The sequence below is a fragment of the Pseudomonas sp. HMSC08G10 genome, assembly GCF_001808425.1.
GTDB classification, from domain to species: domain Bacteria; phylum Pseudomonadota; class Gammaproteobacteria; order Pseudomonadales; family Pseudomonadaceae; genus Aquipseudomonas; species Aquipseudomonas guariconensis.
Genome location: NZ_KV793331.1, coordinates 123,833 through 141,656 on the forward strand (window position 1 = coordinate 123,833; position 17,824 = coordinate 141,656).

Genomic DNA, 17,824 nt, shown 5'->3' on the forward strand with positions numbered 1-17,824 from the left:
ATCGCCTTTTTTATTACTTGACCACCTTGAGACTGGGTCGGCCACTGGGACGTGGCGGCTGACCACCGCCCTCCGGCGGCCCATCATCATCAGGCTCGACACCCTCGTCGTCCAGCTCATCGCTGTCCAGTGGCGGCTCCAGCTCGAAGACCATGCCCTGGCCATTCTCCCGGGCATAGATACCCAGGATCGCACCCACAGGCACGAACAACGAATGCGCCACGCCGCTGAAGCGACCTTCGAAACTGACCGCATCGTTGTCCATGTGCAGGTTACGCACGGCATTAGGGGAGATGTTCAGGACGATCTGACCATCGCTGGCGAATCCCTGGGGAACCTGGACCGCTGGAAACTCAGCATTGACCAGCATGTGGGGGGTGCAATCGTTGTCGACGATCCACTCGTACAGCGCTCGAACCAGATAGGGGCGACTGGAGTTCATCAACGGCTCCTTAAAGCTTGCGCATTTCACGTTCTGCAGCGGACAGGCTCGCCTGAAAAGGCTCGCGGGCAAACTGCCGCTCCATGTAATCCAATAGCGGCTTGGCCTGCCGCGGCAATTCGATACCCAATACCGGCAACCGCCACAATATGGGCAATAGACAACAATCGACCAGGCTTTGCTCCTCACTCATGAAGCAAGGAAATTCTCCGAACAACGCAGAGACGCCGGTCAGGCTCTCGCGCAACGCTTTACGCGCATCAACGCGCGCCGCCTCCGTGCTGCGCGCATCGAGAATCGTATCGGCCAACGCGCACCAGTCACGCTGGATACGATGCATCAGCAGCCGACTGTTGCCGCGCGCCACCGGATAGACCGGCATGAGCGGCGGATGCGGATAACGCTCCTCGAGGTACTCCATTATCACGGTCGATTCGTACAGGGCCAGATCGCGATCGACCAGGGTCGGCACGCTGGCGTAGGGGTTTACTTCGACCAGCTTGGGCGGCAGACGCGCAGGATCGACATCAACGATCTGCACACTGATGCCCTTCTCGGCGAGAACAAGGCGTACCCGGTGAGAATAATGATCAGCGGGGTCGGAATAGCAGGCTAACCGGTTGGTTGCGCCCATGTAGCGCCTCCTCGCATGGGGATGCTTTGTGAAACTCTAAATGCAAACGCGCCCTGGAGGGCTCCACCGCATCAGCGATGGAGCGCCCCAGGGCGCGTTCAACTACCAGAAACTACTGCGTGATCAGTGCACGTCCTTCCAGTACTCGCGCTTGAGCAAATAGGCGAATACGAAGAAGAAAGCCAGGTACAGCAACACATAGGTACCGATGCGCTGGCTTTCCAGTTTGACCGGGTTGGCCGAATAGGCCAGGAAGGTCACCAGGTTCTTGACCTTCTCGTCGAACTGCTCGGGCGTCAGGGTACCGGATTTCGGCTCGATGGTCAGCTGGTCACAGGCCTCATGGGTCAACGGGCTGCCGGTCAGCGGGTCAAACTGCTTCTTGCCGTCGACCACCATCTGCACCTGCTTGCAACCGATCACTTGGTTACCTTGCAGGCCAACCAGGACGTTGGGCATACCCACGTTCGGGAACACCTTGTTGTTGACCCCATAAGGACGCGACTTGTCCTCATAGAAGCTGCGCAGATAGGTGTACAGCCAGTCGGTACCACGCACACGAGCGACCAGGGTCAGGTCGGGCGGTGCCGCACCGAACCAGGTCTTGGCATCGCTTGGCTGCATGCCGATCTTCATGTGATCGCCGATCTTGGCACCGGTGAACACCAGTTTCTCGAGCATCAGCTCGTGCGGAATGCCCAAGTCGTCGGCCACGCGCTCATAGCGCTGGAACTTGGCGCTGTGGCAGCCCATGCAATAGTTGGCGAAGGTACGCGCGCCGTCCTGCATGGCGGCTTTGTCGGTCAGATCGATATCGACCTTGTCCAGCACCGGGCCGTGCTCGCTGGCGGCGAAGGACAAGGCGGGCATCATTGCCAGGAACAGTACTGCAATTAGCTTTTTCATCAGCCAGTCACCCTTTCCGGAACCGGTTTGGTCTTCTCGAGCCTTGTGTAGAACGGCATCAACAGGAAGTAGGCGAAATACAGCACGGTGCAGACCTGCGACAGCAAGGTCCGACCCGGCGTAGGCGCCAGTACGCCCAGGACACCGAGAATCACGAAGGCAATGCAGAACACCAGCAGGAACACTTTGCTCAGCCAGCCCTTGTAGCGCATCGAGCGCACTGGGCTGCGGTCAAGCCAGGGCAACACGAACAGCACGGCAATGGCAGCCCCCATGGCGATCACGCCGAACAATTTGTCAGGGACAGCACGCAAGATCGCGTAGAACGGCGTGAAGTACCAGACCGGCGCGATGTGCTCAGGGGTCTTGAAGGCGTTGGCCTGCTCGAAGTTCGGTTTTTCCAGGAAGTAACCGCCCATTTCAGGGAAGAAGAACACCACCGCACAGAACACGAACAGGAACACCACCACGCCGACAATGTCCTTGACGGTGTAGTACGGGTGGAACGGGATACCGTCGAGCGGAATGCCGTTTTCATCCTTTTTCTTCTTGATGTCGACGCCGTCCGGGTTGTTCGAACCCACTTCGTGCAGCGCGAGGATGTGCAGCACCACCAGACCCAGGATCACGATCGGCAGGGCAACCACGTGCAGAGCGAAGAAGCGGTTCAGAGTAATACCCGAAATCAGGTAGTCGCCACGGATCCACTGGGTCAGGTCACCCCCGATCACCGGAATGGCACCAAACAGCGAGATAATCACCTGGGCACCCCAGTACGACATCTGCCCCCATGGCAGCAGGTAGCCCATGAATGCCTCGGCCATGAGCGCCAGGTAGATCAGCATGCCGAACAGCCAGACCAGCTCGCGCGGCTTCTGGTAGGAGCCGTAGAGCAGGCCACGGAACATGTGCAGGTACACCACGATGAAGAACGCCGAGGCGCCGGTCGAGTGCAGGTAGCGCAGGATCCAGCCATATTCGACGTCACGCATGATGTACTCGACCGAGGCAAATGCCTCTTCCGCCGAGGGCGTGAAGCTCATGGTCAACCACACACCGGTAACGATCTGGTTGACCAGCACCAGCAGCGCCAGGGAGCCGAAGAAGTACAAGAAGTTGAAGTTCTTGGGCGCGTAATACTTGCTCAGGTGGTCTTCCCACATCTTTGTCGCGGGGAAGCGAGCATCAATCCAGTCCATGAACTTGCTCATCATGCCTTCTCCTGATCGATGCCGATGACAATGATGTCGTCCGACTCATACGAGTGCGGAGGCACTGGCAGGTTGAGAGGTGCCGGCTGCGATTTGTAGACGCGACCAGCCAGGTCATAGTGCGAACCGTGGCAAGGGCAGAAGTAGCCCCCGACCCATTTCGGCCCCAGGTCGGCGGGCGCAACCTCAGGACGGAAGGTCGGCGAACAACCCAAGTGGGTGCACAAGCCAACAAGGACGAGGATTTCGGGCTTGATCGAGCGATTTTGCGGGTCGACATAGGTCGGCTGCACCGAAGCCTTGGATTCGGGGTCGGACAATTCCCCGGTGATTTTCTTGAGATTCCCGAGGATCTCCTCAGTCCGTCGCACGATGAACACAGGTTGCCCCCGCCACTCAGCCACCATCTGCTGACCTGGTTCGACCTTGGCGATATTGACCTTCACCGGTGCGCCGGCGGCCTTCGCCTTGGCACTGGGGAACCATGACCCCACGAACGGTACCGCAGCCCCCACTGCCCCCGCTGCGCCTACCACGGATGTGGCGGCTACGAGGAAGCGGCGCCGGCCTGCGTTGACGCCGTCATTGCTCATTCAGTCCTCTCCCATCAGCTGCTTTGGCCTGTTGGATCAGGCATCTACTTAGTTGTGTCTGTGGCACTTAAAGTTGGCCGCAATGGTAAGGAACAAGTCCACACACTGACAAGGTGATTACCCCCCAGGCGGGCTGCAACCCTCGCTTTGCTTGATCTGCGTCTATGCGGCAAGTTGTCACTGACATGCTGACAGGTTAGTTCAAGACATAAAAAAAGCCCGGTTCCATAAACGGAACCGGGCTTTTTTTCGACTGCCGAAGCGGTATTAACGCTTGGAGTACTGAGGACGCTTACGCGCTTTACGCAGACCCACTTTCTTACGCTCGACTTCACGAGCGTCGCGGGTGACGTAACCAGCACGACGCAGAGCGCCACGCAGGGATTCGTCGTAGTCCATCAGAGCGCGGGTGATACCGTGACGGATCGCACCGGCTTGACCGCTGACACCACCACCGGAAACGGTGACGTAGATGTCGAACTTCTCAACGGTCTCGGTCAGTTCCAGCGGCTGACGAACAACCATGCGAGCAGTTTCGCGACCGAAGAACACGTCCAGAGAACGGTTGTTGATGGAGATGTTACCAGTGCCCGGACGCAGGAAAACGCGAGCGGTTGCGGTCTTGCGACGGCCAGTGCCGTAATTTTGAGTCGCCGACATAATGAACTATCCCGTTAGATCTTCAGTTCTTGAGGCTGCTGAGCAGTGTGTGGGTGAGCAGCACCCGCGTACACTTTCAGCTTGCGGTACATGTCGCGACCCAGCGGGTTCTTCGGCAGCATGCCTTTGACCGCGGTCTCGATGACACGCTCAGGGGCTTTGTCGATCAGCTTCTCGAAGCTGATTTCCTTGATGCCACCTGGGAAACCGGAGTGGGAGTAGTACATCTTGTCCGAAGTTTTGGCACCAGTGACACGTACCTGCTCGGCGTTGATGACGACGATGTAGTCGCCGGTGTCAACGTGAGGGGTGTATTCTGGCTTGTGCTTGCCACGCAGACGACGAGCGATTTCGGTAGCCAGACGACCCAGGGTCTGACCAGCGGCGTCAACTACGTACCAGTCGCGCTTTACTGTTTCCGGTTTAGCAGTAAAAGTTTTCATTCTCTAAAGCCTCAGAGGCCGCCCAGCGAAAAATAGACGGCGAATCTTACTGGATAGTGCACAGCTTGCCAAGGGCAAGCGCGCAGCCGCACACGGACGCTATTGGGGGCTCGGGTCGGCGCGTCCAATGTTCGACAAGGGTTCCTCCTGCATGGTGGTGCATCACTTCCGCCACACGGAGAGGTGCCGAATTATCCAGATTGCAGAAAAAAATTCAACCTGATTTGATGGTTCGATTTGCAGGAGACGGTACCCCATGGAATATCGCCAACTCGGCCGAACCGACCTCAATGTCAGCGCCCTGTGCCTGGGCACCATGACCTGGGGCGAACAGAACGACGAAGCCCAGGCCTTTGCCCAGATCGCACTGGCCAAGGCCAGCGGGGTCAATTTCATCGACACGGCAGAGATGTACCCGGTGCCGCCACGGCCCGAAACCTACGCCGCCACCGAGCGCATCATCGGCAACTGGTTCCGCCGCCACGGCGATCGTGACGACTGGATCCTCGCGAGCAAAGTCGCAGGTCCCGGCAACGGCATCAGCCATATCCGCGACGGCCAGCTAAAGCACAACCGCCAGCACATCGTCGCTGCGCTGGACGACAGCCTGCAGCGCCTGCACACCGATCGCATCGACCTGTACCAGCTGCACTGGCCCGAGCGCAGCACCAACTTCTTCGGCAAGCTGGGCTACCAGCATCTGCCTCACGACCTGTTCACGCCACTGGAAGAAACCCTCGAAGTACTCGACGAACAGGTGCGCGCCGGCAAGATCCGCCATATCGGCCTGTCCAACGAAACGCCATGGGGCACCATGAAGTTCCTGCACCTGGCCGAGACTCGCGGCTGGCCGCGGGCCGTGTCGATCCAGAACCCCTACAACCTGCTCAATCGTAGCTTCGAGGTAGGCCTGGCGGAGGTGGCGATCCGTGAGCAGTGCGGCCTGCTGGCTTATTCGCCTCTGGCTTTCGGCATGCTCTCGGGCAAGTACGAAGGCGGCGCACGGCCGGCACAGGCACGCCTGACGTTGTTCAGCCGGTTCTCGCGCTACTCCAATCCGCAGACTGTGTCCGCCTGCAGCCGCTATGTGCAGCTGGCCCGCCAGCATGGCCTTGATCCGGCCCAGATGGCCCTGGCCTTCGTCACCCGTCAGCCGTTCGTGACCAGCAACATCATTGGCGCTACCAGCGTTGAACAACTGCAAAGCAACCTGGACAGCCAGGCCTTGACCCTCAGCGATGAATTGCTTGCAGCCATCGAGGCCATCCACCAGGACCAGCCCAACCCGGCGCCTTGAGGGCTGCGGCAATGGCAAGCTGCAAGTGGCAAGCAAAAGCAGTCCGCGGACTGCTCTGGCTTTTTTCTTGCCGCTTGCCGCTTGCCACTTACCGCTTGAAGAAGCTTGCAGCCCAACAGAAAAAATAAGACGATCCAGCCGGTGATTGACCACTCTACCCTATAAGAACAATGACAATGATGTTTACCCAACCCTCCGCGTCGTTGCGGCGCGTCAGCATCCTGGCCATTGACAAGGTGTTCGCCTCGACACTGATGCAGGCAAAGGATTTCTTCCACCTGGCCAGCCTGCGCTATAGCAAGCAGCTGGGCCTGGGGCTGCAACCGATGTTCGAGATCTGCCTGGTGAGCCCGGACGGCAAGCCCGTGGACAGCTTCAGCAATGTGCAGGTACCGGTCGACAGCGGCCTGGTCGATGCCGACGTGATCATCCTCCCGGCGTTCTGGGAAGACTTCGATAACCTGCAACAGCGCTACCCCCAGGTCCTGCCCTGGCTACGCGAGCAGCATGCCCGCGGTGCGGTGTTGTGCGGCGAGGCCAGTGGTGTGTTCTGGCTGGCAGAGGCAGGCCTGCTCGATGGCAAGGAGGCAACTACGTACTGGCGCTTCTTCAACAGCTTCGCAGAGCGCTTCCCCAATGTCCGGCTGAACCAGGACAAGCACCTGACCGACGCCGACAACCTGTATTGCGCTGGTGGCACCACATCGGCGTGCGACCTGTACATCTATCTGATCGAGCGATTCTGCGGCCCCAACGTCGCCCGCGCCGTGGCCCGAGACATCCTCTACGAAGTCCAGCGCAGCTATACCCCGGGACGCATGGGCTTTGGCGGACAGAAGCTGCACCAGGACCTGATCATCCTGCAGATCCAGCACTGGCTGGAGGAGCACTTCGCCGACAAGTTCCGCTTCGAGGACGTGGCGCGCAACCACGGCATGAGCATCCGCAACTTCATGCGCCGTTTCCAGAGCGCCACCGGCGACAAGCCCCTGCATTACCTCCAACGTCTGCGTATCGAGACGGCCAAGGGGCTCTTGTCGAGTACGCGCAAGAGCATCAAGACCATCAGCTATGAAGTGGGTTACGACGACGCCAGCTTCTTCGCCAGGCTGTTCCGTCAGCACACCGAACTGTCCCCGAATCAGTATCGGCAGCAGTTCGTGCAAGAAGCCTGAGGGCTTTCTTGAGTGGCAAGCTTCTAGCGGCAAGCCACAAGAAAAAGCAAAAGCCAGAGCAGCTCGCGAACTGCTCTGGCTTTTTTGTAGCTTGTAGCTTCCCTCAGGGCTTGTGCGCCCGCGCCAGGAACTCGTGGGACTGCATCTCCAGCAGGCGGCTGAGTGTGCGCTGGAATTCGAAGCTCAGGCGGCCGCCGGTGTACAAATCCTTGAGTTCGACCTCCGCGGAGATGATCAATTTGACGTTGCGGTCGTAGAACTCATCCACCATGTTGATGAAGCGGCGGGCGATGTCGTCGGTGGTCACGCCCATCTGCTCGACATTGCTCAGCAACACGGCATGGAAGATCTTGCCCAGCTCGATGTAGTCGTTCTGGCTACGTGGGCCGTCGCACAGGGCGCGGAAGTCGAACCAAGCGACGTCATCGCAGGTGCGGATAGCTTGGATCTCGCGGTTCTCGATCACCAGCACGTCGTTTTCCACCGCCTGGGTGCACTCGGGCGTCAAGGCGCGGAAGCTCTGGCGCAGGCTTTCATGGGCTGCATCGTCGAGCGGGAAGTGGTACAGCTCGGCCTGCTCCAGGTGACGCAGGCGGTAGTCGACCCCGCTGTCGACGTTGACCACCTCGGTGTTCTGCTTGATCAGCGCGATAGCCGGCAGGAAACGCGCACGTTGCAGGCCGTCCTTGTACAGGCCGTCGGGGACGATGTTCGACGTCGCCACCAAGGTGACGCCGTTCTTGAACAGCTCTTCCATCAACGTGCCGAGGATCATGGCATCGGTGATGTCGGATACGAAGAACTCATCGAAGCAGATCACCTTGGCTTCCTCAGAGAAGCGCTTGGCGATGATGGTGAGTGGGTTCTTCTCGCCCTTGAGGGTCTTCATCTCTTCATGTACACGCTTCATGAAGCGGTGGAAGTGCGTGCGCATCTTCTGCTTGAACGGCAGCGCCTCGAAGAAGGTGTCGACCAGATAGGTCTTGCCGCGTCCCACGCCACCCCAGAAATACAAGCCCTTGACCGGAGCCTGCTCCTTCCTGCCGAACAGCTTGCCGAACACGCCCGGCTTGTTGTTCTGCGCCGCCAACAGGTCATCGTACAGGCGCTGCAGGTGACGCACCGCAGTTTCCTGCGCCGCATCATGGAAGAAGTCGGGACGTTTCAGATCTGCTTGATATCGTTCGAGGGGCGTCATGATTCGTTAGCGAGGCAACAAAAAACGGGCCGTCACTGTAGCGACAGGCCCGCTTAATGGCAATCATACATACGGCCATCGCGCCACAGGGCCGTACGCTACCGGTACACAAGCCTCTATCCGGCTTGTCTGTTCCGGCTCTTTCACGGGCAAACCCACTCCCACAGGCACAGCAGCGTTCTCATTGACACCGCAGTACCTGTGGCAACGAATTCATCCGCCAATACCGGCGAACAGCCGGTACCCTACGCCTCAGTCTTGAGGCTGCAATGCCGCGCGCAGGCTCTCGATGGCGGCGTCACGGGCCTCGCCGGTCTGGAACTGCGGCCCGTCCGCCACCTGCTCACCATTCAGCCAGAGCGAGAAGCCCAGGCCGTCGACGCGCACATCGGCCTCACCGCCCTGCTGCAACTGCTTGCTCACAGCGCCGGCGCTCTTGCCGTCAGCGAAGCTGCGCGAAAGCAGTAGCTGTTCGCCATCGGCTGCCAGCAAACGGAAGCGGAAGCTGCCATCGTCGTCGCGGAAGCTGACGAAGCGCGCGGTCTTGGCGGCTTTCTTCTTCACTTCGGTGCTGGCCTGGACGCTGGTGCGGAACGAACGCAGGCCCACTGCCTCGCGCAGTTGCTCGAGGAACGGCGTGGCGCTCTTGCGGGCCTTGGCCGCACCGGCCAGGAGAATGTCTTCCAGGTCCGAGGGGCGCGAGATCAATTGGTGATAATGTTCGCGCTTTTCGGCCAACTGGCCGTCGAGCAGTTGGAACAGGCGCTGTTTGGCCTCGCCCCAACCAATGCCCTGCAGCAGCTCTTCGCGGAACTCGGCCGCCTGCGCGGGGGTGGCGAAGGCCTGGAACAGGGTGAACAGGTGCGAGTTGTCCGCATCCTTCGGCTCGCCCGGCGCGCGGGAGTCGGTGACGATGCGCGAGATCGCGTCCTTCATGTCCTTGGCGCTGGTGAACAGCGGAATGGTGTTGTCGTAGCTCTTGGACATCTTGCGACCGTCCAGGCCCGGCAGCGTCGCCACGGTTTCCTCGATCACCGCCTCCGGCAAGGTGAAGAAGTCCTTGCCCTGGCCGAACAGGTGGTTGAAGCGCTGGCCGATGTCGCGAGCCATTTCCACGTGCTGGATCTGGTCACGGCCGACCGGCACCTTGTGGGCGTTGAACATCAGGATGTCCGCGGCCATCAGCACCGGATAGCTGAACAGGCCCATGGTGACGCCGGCGTCCGGGTCTTCGCCGGCTTCGACGTTCTTGTCCACCGAGGCCTTGTAGGCGTGGGCGCGGTTGAGCAGGCCCTTGGCGGCGACGCAGGTCAGCAGCCAGGTCAGCTCGGGAATCTCAGGGATGTCGGACTGGCGATAGAAAGTGACCTTGTCCGGATCCAGGCCACCGGCCAGCCAGGTGGCGGCGATTTCCAAACGCGAACGCTGGATGCGCTGCGGATCGTCACATTTGATCAGCGCGTGGTAGTCGGCCAGGAAGTAGAACGAGTCGGCACCGGGCTGCTGGCTGGCGACGATCGCAGGGCGGATGGCGCCGGCGTAGTTGCCCAGGTGCGGGGTGCCGGTGGTGGTGATACCGGTGAGAATACGCGTAGTCATGGGTGTTCGCTTGATCAGGCTTGGCTCAGTTCGAAAGACGCGGCAGCACCAGATCCTTCAGATCGGTCAGCTTGCCATGGAAAAAGTGTCCGCATTCTGCCACTTTCAGCAGCTCATGGGGGCGCTGCAGGTTGTCGGACCAGTCGTAGACCAGCTGAGGATCGACGACTTCATCAGTATCCGGCTGCACCACGGTCAGCGGGCAACGCTGGGCCAGCGGGAACTGCTCGCTCAAGCGCATCACCGCCGGGGCGATCATGAACAGATGCTGCAACGCCACATCGTCGGCTTCCAGGCGTCCGGCCAGGCTGGCCGCGACAAATCCGCCGAAGGAGAAGCCCATCAGCACCAGCGGCAGCTCAGGGTGCTTGGCCCGCAGCCAGGCCGCCGCCGCCTCGGCATCGGCGACCTCACCGGCCCCCATGTCATGAGCGCCCGCACTCTGACCCACGCCACGGTAGTTGAAGCGCAAGGTGATGTAACCTGCATCACGGGCGGTGCGCTGCAGGGTCGAGACCACCTTGTTGAGCATGGTGCCACCCTGGACCGGGTTGGGATGGCAGATCAGCACCGCACCGCGGGCGTCGGCCACATCCAGGTACAAGGCTTCCAGCTGGCCGCTCGGGCCATCAATGAACAAGGGGGTTTCGCGGATAAGCAAGGCACTACTCCGTGACCTCGGTGAAGGTCGACTCGTCTAGCTGAAGAATTCTGTTCTGATTTGCGATCGCTCGCGGTATACAGCGCAGGTCTGAGCCGTTAACGTAAAGCAAAGCCGTTTATAGAGGAAGGACTCGTGGAACTCTCGCTCCTTGTTTGGTTGTTGCCGACCCTGGCCCTCGTCGTCGGCGTGGTGGTGGGCTTTGTCGTCGCCCGTCTGCTGCCCAACGCAGCGCCCAGCAGCACCCAGCGTCAGTTGGATGACATCCAGCAGCGCTTCGATAGCTACCAGAACGAAGTGGTCACCCACTTCAACAGCACAGCAGCGCTGGTCAAGAAACTGACCCAGAGCTACCAGGACGTCCAGGATCACCTGGCCGACGGCGCCAACCGTCTGGCCCTCGACGACGTGACCCGCCAGCGTCTGCTGGCCGCCCTGCACTCCGAAGCGGCCCAGGGCCCGCGTGATCGCCTGACTCCGCCGAAGGACACCGCCGAAGTGCCTCGCGACTACGCGCCCAAGGCGCCGAACTCGCCGGGCATGCTCGACGAGAGCTACGGCCTCAAACGCTGAACATGAAAAAGGCCTCGCAAGAGGCCTTTTTTGTGGGCGTTTGTAAGCAACTTCCTAGCAATGCCCATAGGAGCTGGCGAAGCCTGCGATGAGCTGCAAAGCACCTCGAGGACGAAATGGGCTTGCCTTCAAACACAAGCCCTTGCCAAGCTGCCGCTCATCGACACCAAGGGGCCACCCCGCCGGTGATTTCGTACCGCGCCCTCGCCTGCTCCAATACCTGCTCGTCCAACCGCCCCTGCCTGACCAGGCTGTACAGCGCTGCCATCACCACACCGTAACGATCCACCTCGAAGAACCGCCGCAGTTGCTGACGTGTATCGCTGCGCCCGAAGCCATCGGTACCCAGGGTCATGTAAGGTGCCGGTACGTATTCGGCGATCAACTGCGGCCAGGCACGAGCATAGTCTGTGGCGGCAACCACCGGGTCATCACCCGCCAGGCACAGGCTCACTTGGCTGACCCCGCCTCGCCCTTGGGTCGCCGCTCGCTGCACTTCCCGTGCCTCGCGTGCCAGTTCGCTGAAACTGGTGACACTGAACACATCACTGTTCACCTGCCATTCGGTAGCGAGCAGCTCACTGGCGGCAATCCCCTCGCGCAGAATCGCACCCGAGCCCAGCAGACGCACCTTGGCACGTGGCTGCAGGGCCTGCTGCCTGGCGAAACGGTACATGCCGCGCAGCACATCGCCGCGCATCGCCTCGGGCAACGAGGGCTGTGGATAGTTTTCGTTCATCACCGCCACGTAGTGGAATTCGTCGCACTGCTCCACCAGCATGCGCCGGGCTGCATGATCGAGAATTACGGCCAGCTCGCCGGCAAAGCATGGGTCCCAGGCCCGGCAGTTGGGCACCAAGGCCGCCATCACCAGGCTGGAGCCGTCCTGGTGCTGCAATCCTTCGCCACCCAAGGTGGTGCGCCCGGCCGTAGCCCCCAGCAACAAGCCACGGGCGCGCTGGTCGGCGGCAGCCCAGATCAGGTCACCGACCCGCTGGAATCCGAACATCGAGTAATAGATGTAAACAGGCAACATAGGCTCGCCGTGCACCGCGTAGGACGTGGCCGCTGCCACCCAAGAAGAAATCGCCCCAGCCTCGGTGATGCCCTCTTCAAGCAACTGGCCGTCACGCGCCTCTTTGTAGGTGAGCAAAGACCCGGCATCCTCAGGCTCGTAACGCTGCCCGCAGGACGAATAGATACCAATCTGTCTGAACAAACTGGCCATACCGAATGTACGCGCCTCATCGGCGACGATCGGTACCACCCGCGGGCCCAGCTCCGGCGCCTTCAACCAATGGCCGAGCAGGCGCACGGCGGCCATGGTGGTGGACATTTCCTTACCCTCAGCGTGCAGGGCAAAACCACCGAAGGTTTCAAGATCCGGCAACGGCAGGCGAGGACAGTCGCTGCGCCGCATCGGCAACGGACCGCCCAACGCAGCCCGCTGCTTGCGCAGGTAACGCATCTCCGGGCTGTCCTCGTCAGGCCGGTAGAAGCGCAGTTGCTCCACGGCTTCGTCCGACAGGGGTAGATGGAAGCGATCCCGAAATGCCAGCAGTGCCTGAACGTCGAGCTTCTTGGCCTGGTGCGCAGTCATCCGCGACTCGCCAGCGCTGCTCATGCCATAGCCCTTCTTGGTCTTGGCCAGGATCACCGTCGGCCGGCCCTTGCATGCCTTGGCCGCGGCATAGGCGGCGTATAGCTTGCGAAAATCATGACCGCCACGCTTGAGGGCGTTGATCTCGTCGGAGCTCATGTGCGCCACCAGCTGTTGCAGTGCCGGGTGCTGGTTGAAGAAATGCTCCAGGTTGTAGGTGCCGTCGTTGGCGCCAAGGGTCTGGAACTGGCCATCGGGCGTCGCCGCCAACTGACGCAGCAGCACATGGTCATGGTCACGGGCGAACAGAGCATCCCATTCCGAGCCCCAGAGCACCTTGATCACGTTCCAACCAGCGCCGCTGAACAGCGCTTCCAGTTCCTGGATGATCTGCCCGTTGCCGCGCACCGGGCCATCCAGGCGTTGCAGGTTGCAGTTGACGATGAACGTCAGGTTGTCCAGGCCTTCGCGCGCCGCCAGGGTCAGGCCTGCGGTGGACTCCGGCTCGTCCATTTCGCCATCACCGAACACGCCCCAGACATGCCGTGACTCCGTCTCGAGCACACCACGGTGTTGCAGATAGCGCATGAAACGCGCCTGGTAGATGGCGTTGAGCGGGCCGATCCCCATGGAACCGGTGGGAAACTGCCAGAAGTCGGGCATCAACCAAGGGTGTGGGTAAGAGCACAGGCCATTGCCGGCGACTTCCTGGCGATAGCTGGCCAGTTGCGCCTCGCTCAAGCGCCCTTCGAGAAATGCCCGGGCATAGATACCCGGGGCGGAATGAGGCTGGAAGAACACCAGGTCTGCCGAGCGTCGCTCGCCACCGCTCTCGCCCCGGAAAAAGTGCTGGAAGCCGACCTCGAAGATCTCCGCCGCCGAGGCGTAACTGGCGATATGCCCACCCAGATCGCCATAGGCATGATTGGCCCGCACCACCATGGCCAGAGCGTTCCAGCGCAGGATGCCAGTGATGCGCTCGTCCATCTCCAGGTCGCCCGGATAGGCGCCTTGCTGCTCCACCGACAAGGTGTTGCGGTAGGCAGAGAACGGCAAGGTATCGCGCGCCAGCCCCAATTCCAGTGCATGGCTTTGCAAGCGCTGTAGCAGATAGCGCGCCCGCGCCGGGCCGCAATGGGCCAGGGTAGACTCGAGCGCTTCGCACCATTCGCGGGTTTCAGCCGGGTCGCTGTCCAGGTCGGGATCCTGGGCCGTCAATGGCTCGTTCGGATTCATCATCGCCACCATTGGGCTTTTCCTTCGGTTTCCGGACACGATTCGCGGGTAAACCCGCTCACACAGCGCTTGGCGCGGCTTCAGGCGCAGGCCTTCAATGCCTGGGCGATATCGGCCACCAAGTCATCGATGTCTTCCAACCCCACCGACAGCCGCACAAGGCCCTCAGAGATGCCATGGTGCGCGCGCTCCTGCGGCGTATAGCTCGAATGGGTCATGCTCGCCGGATGCTGGGCCAGTGACTCGGCATCGCCCAAGCTCACCGCCCGACTGAACAACTGCAGGGCATTCATGAACCGACGCCCCGCCTCGATCCCACCCTTGAGCTCGAACGCGATCATCCCACCCGGCAGGCGCATCTGCCGCTGGGCCAATGCATGCTGGGCAAAGCCCGGCAGGCCCGGATAGTGAATCAACTCAACCTGAGGCTGGCGCGCCAAGTACTCGGCTAACTGCTGAGCGTTGCTGCAATGGCGCTCCATGCGCAGGGCCAGGGTCTTCATGCCGCGCATCAGCAGTGAGGCATCGTGAGGCGAGAGCACCGCCCCGGTCATGTCCTTGAGGCCTTCCAGGCGGATCCGGTCGATCAGCGCCTTGCGCCCGACCACCAAGCCCGCAGTGATATCACCATGGCCGCTGAGGTACTTGGTGGCCGAATGCACCACCAAGTCGGCACCCAGCTCCAGCGGGCGCTGCAGGTAGGGCGTGCAGTAAGTATTGTCGACTACGATGTGGATGTCGCGACCACTCACCGCCTGTGCGACGGCCGCGATGTCGACCAGTTGCATGTTGGGGTTGGCCGGGCTTTCGAAATAGATCATCCGGGTCTTGGAGGTTATGGCTGCCTTCAACGCCTTTTCGTCGTTGAGGTCCACGTGCTGGATCTTGACCCCGAACTCGCCGATGCCATGGTGCAGGTAGGCGAAGGTGCAGCCATACAGGGTACGCCCGACGATCAGCTCATCGCCCGGACGTAGTAGTGTCCAAAGCGTCGAGGTGATTGCACCCATGCCCGAAGCCAGCGCCAGCCCTGCTTCGCCACCTTCGAGCGACGCCATGCGTTGTTCGAGCAAGGCCAGGGTCGGGTTGGAAATCCGGCTGTAGAAATGCCCACTCTCCTCGCCTGCGAAACAAGCGGCGCCGTACTCGACAGTCGGGAAGGCAAAGGTGGCGGTCTGGTACACCGGCGGCACCAGCGCGCCGCCGTGGGAAAGCGGGTCATAGCCATGATGGATGGCCCGCGTGGAAAAACCGGTGTTGTTATTGGAGTCGCGCATGGCAACAGCCTCTGATGGTTTGTTATAAGCTTATGCCACCGTGTCGCGGGTAATTTTCCAAAATCGCCCACGCATTCGCATATCTTTTGGCATAAAAACAACAAACAGCACACCAGGAGGGCAAATCATGCCTTCGACCCTCGACCGCACCGACCGCGCCCTGCTCGCGGCCTTGCAAGACAACGCCCGCCTCACCGTCGCTGAACTTGCCGACCAGGTTTCCCTCACCACCTCGCCCTGCTGGCGTCGCGTCAAACTGCTGGAGGACAACGGCTACATCACCGGCTATCAAGCCATCCTCTCGCCCAAGTCACTGGGCTTTGGCGTGACCGCCTTCGTGAGCATCATGATGGACTCGCACACCAAGGAAATGGCCCTGGCCTTCGAGAAACGGCTGTTGGAAATCCCCGAGATCGTTTCCTGCCACAACATTTCCGGGCGCTACGATTTCTTGCTGGAGATCCTCGCGCGGGACCTGGAATCGTTCGGGGAATTTACCCGGGAGGTGTTGCAGCGTTTGCCGGGCGTTAAAGAGATCTATTCGAGTTTTTCGTACAAGGCGGTGAAGGAGCGGCGAGTGATTCCGGTGTCGGAAAAACACATATGAAATAGCTGAAAACCTTATACCCAGCGACTCCACACGACACCACAAGACTAACTAGCGCATGTTTTAATCCGGTCGATTCATCTATACCCCCATGAAGGCATGCGCCACCCTCCTATGTAAGACCCGTCTCCCGCTAACGAGGAGAGCTTCCTACTTAAGCTTGTGAAAAAATGAAGTATCCCGCAACAGGGTTCGTGGTGAAAATAAATGCCCCCTTAGATGCGCGAGCACACCATGAAACACCTCAACCTTATGCTCATGTTTTTTCTTTCCGGTTGCGGCAACGACTGGATGTGGATCCCTGATAGACAAGACATAAAATTCAAATGTGACATGGACCCCTATCGGCAAGGTTGCGAAAGAAGAATAGATTATCAAGAGCATTACAAACTGATCCAAAAGCCGCGACACTAAGCTCATCACAACTTCTTACTTAAAGTCAGCCGACAGCTCCAAGCCATGTCACCAGACCCAGGAGATTAAACTTGGAGCCACTTATATTCGGCTACCCCTAAAGCTAGGGATAATCATGCTTTACTTGGAATAGCGGAGGAAGCTCAGGCAGGTCAGAGTGCGGCCATATCTTTTCCCTACGCCGAAGGCGGCCTGGCACAAACCCTGAGCGCGCCCATCTAATCTCTCCATTCCTTCCATCATAAATTTCCAGATTACCTGTATCGGTTACTCCTAGGTGATTATGACGCCAATAGGACTTGTCTCGAGTCTCTGTAGCTTGAGCGGACCATACCCGACCACGGGATGGATCATAGAGAAAGCCAGAATTCTGGATAATGAAGTGAAGTGCTTCCCGCTTTCTCAACTTGAAAGTGTCGCTGTGCGGTTGTTTCTCGTTAGCCACCCAGATTACAGCGCCACGATCTTCAAGTACTAAGTTTCCATCAGGGCGAAGACGCAGCGCATAGCGCCCATTAGGATATTTTATGAAATCGCCCGCATGCATAGATTGGTTGGGAGGAAGGACGGTACCTCCAGACCCGCTGAATCGTGCAACCTTCACTTTTGAATACTTCCCCATTACACCACCTTTAATTATTGAGCCGAAAGGGCTTGGTAAAGCCGGCCTACCAAAACTAGCCCCACAATAATTACAAGTCGTGCAAAGCCTAAGCGAACCGGAAACCCTCCCCCTATAGTCATCAGACTCTCCCTACAGCCGCAGCCGAGATGTCGCACAACATACAATCCAGATTTTACCAGGCTTACTTGTCAGACTTAGAAATCCAAAACACGCCACCCCCACAAAAGAATAATCAATGAGCGGCTTACCCTACCCAACCATTAAAGAGCTGACCGCTCTATCAGTAATCTTTCTAGCAGGACGCAATAACAAATGCCTTTATTCTTCCCGGACCGATAAGCGGTTCATTTCAAATGCGACATGGATCCTTTCCGGCATGGCCACGAACGGCAAATGGACTATCAGGAGTACTTTCGATGGATCAAGCAACCCCAGCACTAGGCCTCTTGAAACAATCACTTCTCACCGGCCTCCTGCTCCTATCAGCCTGTAGCGCCGGCGACCCCTACCTGGCGCCAGACAACCCAGATCAACACTTCAACTGCGACATGGCCTCTTACAGCCCAGCGTGCGCGCAACACAGCGATTATGACCGGCACCTAGAAATGATCAGGACCGAAAAACAGACCCGGCGCCTGTTACGCAACTAGTCAGGTGCCATAAACAAAAAACC

The 17,824-nt window shown here is 59.7% G+C and carries 16 protein-coding genes; 4 read left to right on the plus strand and 12 right to left on the minus strand.

What is annotated here, in order from left to right; genetic code table 11:
• Positions 1 to 13: 13 nt before the first annotated feature.
• The 7 genes from HMPREF3173_RS20545 to rplM all read right to left on the minus strand — a co-directional run bounded on the left by HMPREF3173_RS20545 (position 14) and on the right by rplM (position 4,889).
• A complete protein-coding gene (locus HMPREF3173_RS20545; RefSeq protein ID WP_043207479.1) occupies positions 14 to 442 on the minus strand; it encodes a ClpXP protease specificity-enhancing factor in 429 nt (142 codons plus the stop codon).
• 10 nt (positions 443 to 452) lie between these two features.
• The gene (locus HMPREF3173_RS20550) at positions 453 to 1,076 is read right to left on the minus strand and encodes a glutathione S-transferase N-terminal domain-containing protein (RefSeq protein ID WP_043207478.1); all 624 of its coding nucleotides are present in this window, start codon (positions 1,074 to 1,076) and stop codon (positions 453 to 455) included.
• A 123-nt stretch (positions 1,077 to 1,199) separates the two neighbouring features.
• On the minus strand, positions 1,200 to 1,982 hold the full coding sequence (locus tag HMPREF3173_RS20555) for a cytochrome c1 (protein WP_070576202.1): 783 nt from the start codon (positions 1,980 to 1,982) through the stop codon (positions 1,200 to 1,202).
• Complete coding sequence (locus HMPREF3173_RS20560) at positions 1,982 to 3,193, minus strand: cytochrome b (protein ID WP_043207474.1); 1,212 nt, start codon at positions 3,191 to 3,193, stop codon at positions 1,982 to 1,984. Before HMPREF3173_RS20560 ends, HMPREF3173_RS20555 begins: the two co-directional genes overlap by 1 nt.
• Positions 3,193 to 3,786, minus strand: coding sequence for a ubiquinol-cytochrome c reductase iron-sulfur subunit (gene petA / locus HMPREF3173_RS20565; RefSeq protein WP_043207473.1), 594 nt, complete (start codon positions 3,784 to 3,786; stop codon positions 3,193 to 3,195). The genes HMPREF3173_RS20560 and petA overlap by 1 nt, the downstream gene beginning before the upstream one ends.
• 267 nt (positions 3,787 to 4,053) lie before the next feature.
• On the minus strand, positions 4,054 to 4,446 hold the full coding sequence (gene rpsI, locus HMPREF3173_RS20570; RefSeq protein ID WP_043207470.1) for a 30S ribosomal protein S9: 393 nt from the start codon (positions 4,444 to 4,446) through the stop codon (positions 4,054 to 4,056).
• A 14-nt stretch (positions 4,447 to 4,460) separates the two neighbouring features.
• Entirely contained in the window at positions 4,461 to 4,889 is a 429-nt protein-coding gene (rplM, locus tag HMPREF3173_RS20575; RefSeq protein WP_043207468.1) for a 50S ribosomal protein L13, read from the minus strand.
• Positions 4,890 to 5,145: 256 nt separating this feature from the next.
• Between rplM and HMPREF3173_RS20580 the strand changes: the two genes are divergently transcribed.
• On the plus strand, positions 5,146 to 6,186 hold the full coding sequence (locus HMPREF3173_RS20580) for an NADP(H)-dependent aldo-keto reductase (protein ID WP_070576205.1): 1,041 nt from the start codon (positions 5,146 to 5,148) through the stop codon (positions 6,184 to 6,186).
• A gap of 278 nt (positions 6,187 to 6,464) precedes the next feature.
• Complete coding sequence (locus HMPREF3173_RS20585; protein WP_167358094.1) at positions 6,465 to 7,361, plus strand: GlxA family transcriptional regulator; 897 nt, start codon at positions 6,465 to 6,467, stop codon at positions 7,359 to 7,361.
• Between the two features lie 103 nt (positions 7,362 to 7,464).
• Here the strand turns inward: HMPREF3173_RS20585 and zapE are convergent, their stop codons facing one another.
• The 3 genes from zapE to HMPREF3173_RS20600 all read right to left on the minus strand — a co-directional run bounded on the left by zapE (position 7,465) and on the right by HMPREF3173_RS20600 (position 10,819).
• A complete protein-coding gene (gene zapE, locus HMPREF3173_RS20590) occupies positions 7,465 to 8,559 on the minus strand; it encodes a cell division protein ZapE (protein WP_070576208.1) in 1,095 nt (364 codons plus the stop codon).
• Between the two features lie 252 nt (positions 8,560 to 8,811).
• A complete protein-coding gene (locus HMPREF3173_RS20595; RefSeq protein WP_070576211.1) occupies positions 8,812 to 10,158 on the minus strand; it encodes a tryptophan--tRNA ligase in 1,347 nt (448 codons plus the stop codon).
• A 25-nt stretch (positions 10,159 to 10,183) separates the two neighbouring features.
• On the minus strand, positions 10,184 to 10,819 hold the full coding sequence (locus HMPREF3173_RS20600; RefSeq protein WP_070576213.1) for an alpha/beta hydrolase: 636 nt from the start codon (positions 10,817 to 10,819) through the stop codon (positions 10,184 to 10,186).
• 135 nt (positions 10,820 to 10,954) lie between these two features.
• Between HMPREF3173_RS20600 and HMPREF3173_RS20605 the strand changes: the two genes are divergently transcribed.
• Positions 10,955 to 11,392 (plus strand): Z-ring associated ZapG family protein, encoded by a 438-nt coding sequence (locus HMPREF3173_RS20605; protein WP_043207459.1) that lies wholly within the window; start codon positions 10,955 to 10,957, stop codon positions 11,390 to 11,392.
• 157 nt (positions 11,393 to 11,549) lie between these two features.
• On the opposite strand, the gene mdeB is transcribed toward HMPREF3173_RS20605, so the two are convergent.
• Together mdeB and HMPREF3173_RS20615 are read right to left on the minus strand one after the other, a co-directional pair.
• Complete coding sequence (gene mdeB / locus HMPREF3173_RS20610) at positions 11,550 to 14,240, minus strand: alpha-ketoglutarate dehydrogenase (protein ID WP_070576216.1); 2,691 nt, start codon at positions 14,238 to 14,240, stop codon at positions 11,550 to 11,552.
• Positions 14,241 to 14,308: 68 nt separating this feature from the next.
• A complete protein-coding gene (locus HMPREF3173_RS20615) occupies positions 14,309 to 15,505 on the minus strand; it encodes a methionine gamma-lyase (protein ID WP_070576219.1) in 1,197 nt (398 codons plus the stop codon).
• Positions 15,506 to 15,632: 127 nt separating this feature from the next.
• On the opposite strand from HMPREF3173_RS20615, the gene HMPREF3173_RS20620 reads away from it, so the two are divergent.
• Entirely contained in the window at positions 15,633 to 16,112 is a 480-nt protein-coding gene (locus HMPREF3173_RS20620; protein ID WP_043207451.1) for an Lrp/AsnC family transcriptional regulator, read from the plus strand.
• Positions 16,113 to 17,824 lie beyond the last annotated feature (1,712 nt).

Coding starts and splice junctions, on each gene's coding strand:
- HMPREF3173_RS20545 (WP_043207479.1), bottom strand. CDS start 442: ATGAACTCCAGTCGCCCCTATCTGGTTCGAGCGCTGTACGAGTGGATC.
- HMPREF3173_RS20550 (WP_043207478.1), bottom strand. CDS start 1,076: ATGGGCGCAACCAACCGGTTAGCCTGCTATTCCGACCCCGCTGATCAT.
- HMPREF3173_RS20555 (WP_070576202.1), bottom strand. CDS start 1,982: ATGAAAAAGCTAATTGCAGTACTGTTCCTGGCAATGATGCCCGCCTTG.
- HMPREF3173_RS20560 (WP_043207474.1), bottom strand. CDS start 3,193: ATGAGCAAGTTCATGGACTGGATTGATGCTCGCTTCCCCGCGACAAAG.
- petA (WP_043207473.1), bottom strand. CDS start 3,786: ATGAGCAATGACGGCGTCAACGCAGGCCGGCGCCGCTTCCTCGTAGCC.
- rpsI (WP_043207470.1), bottom strand. CDS start 4,446: ATGTCGGCGACTCAAAATTACGGCACTGGCCGTCGCAAGACCGCAACC.
- rplM (WP_043207468.1), bottom strand. CDS start 4,889: ATGAAAACTTTTACTGCTAAACCGGAAACAGTAAAGCGCGACTGGTAC.
- HMPREF3173_RS20580 (WP_070576205.1), top strand. CDS start 5,146: ATGGAATATCGCCAACTCGGCCGAACCGACCTCAATGTCAGCGCCCTG.
- zapE (WP_070576208.1), bottom strand. CDS start 8,559: ATGACGCCCCTCGAACGATATCAAGCAGATCTGAAACGTCCCGACTTC.
- HMPREF3173_RS20595 (WP_070576211.1), bottom strand. CDS start 10,158: ATGACTACGCGTATTCTCACCGGTATCACCACCACCGGCACCCCGCAC.
- mdeB (WP_070576216.1), bottom strand. CDS start 14,240: ATGGTGGCGATGATGAATCCGAACGAGCCATTGACGGCCCAGGATCCC.
- HMPREF3173_RS20615 (WP_070576219.1), bottom strand. CDS start 15,505: ATGCGCGACTCCAATAACAACACCGGTTTTTCCACGCGGGCCATCCAT.
- HMPREF3173_RS20620 (WP_043207451.1), top strand. CDS start 15,633: ATGCCTTCGACCCTCGACCGCACCGACCGCGCCCTGCTCGCGGCCTTG.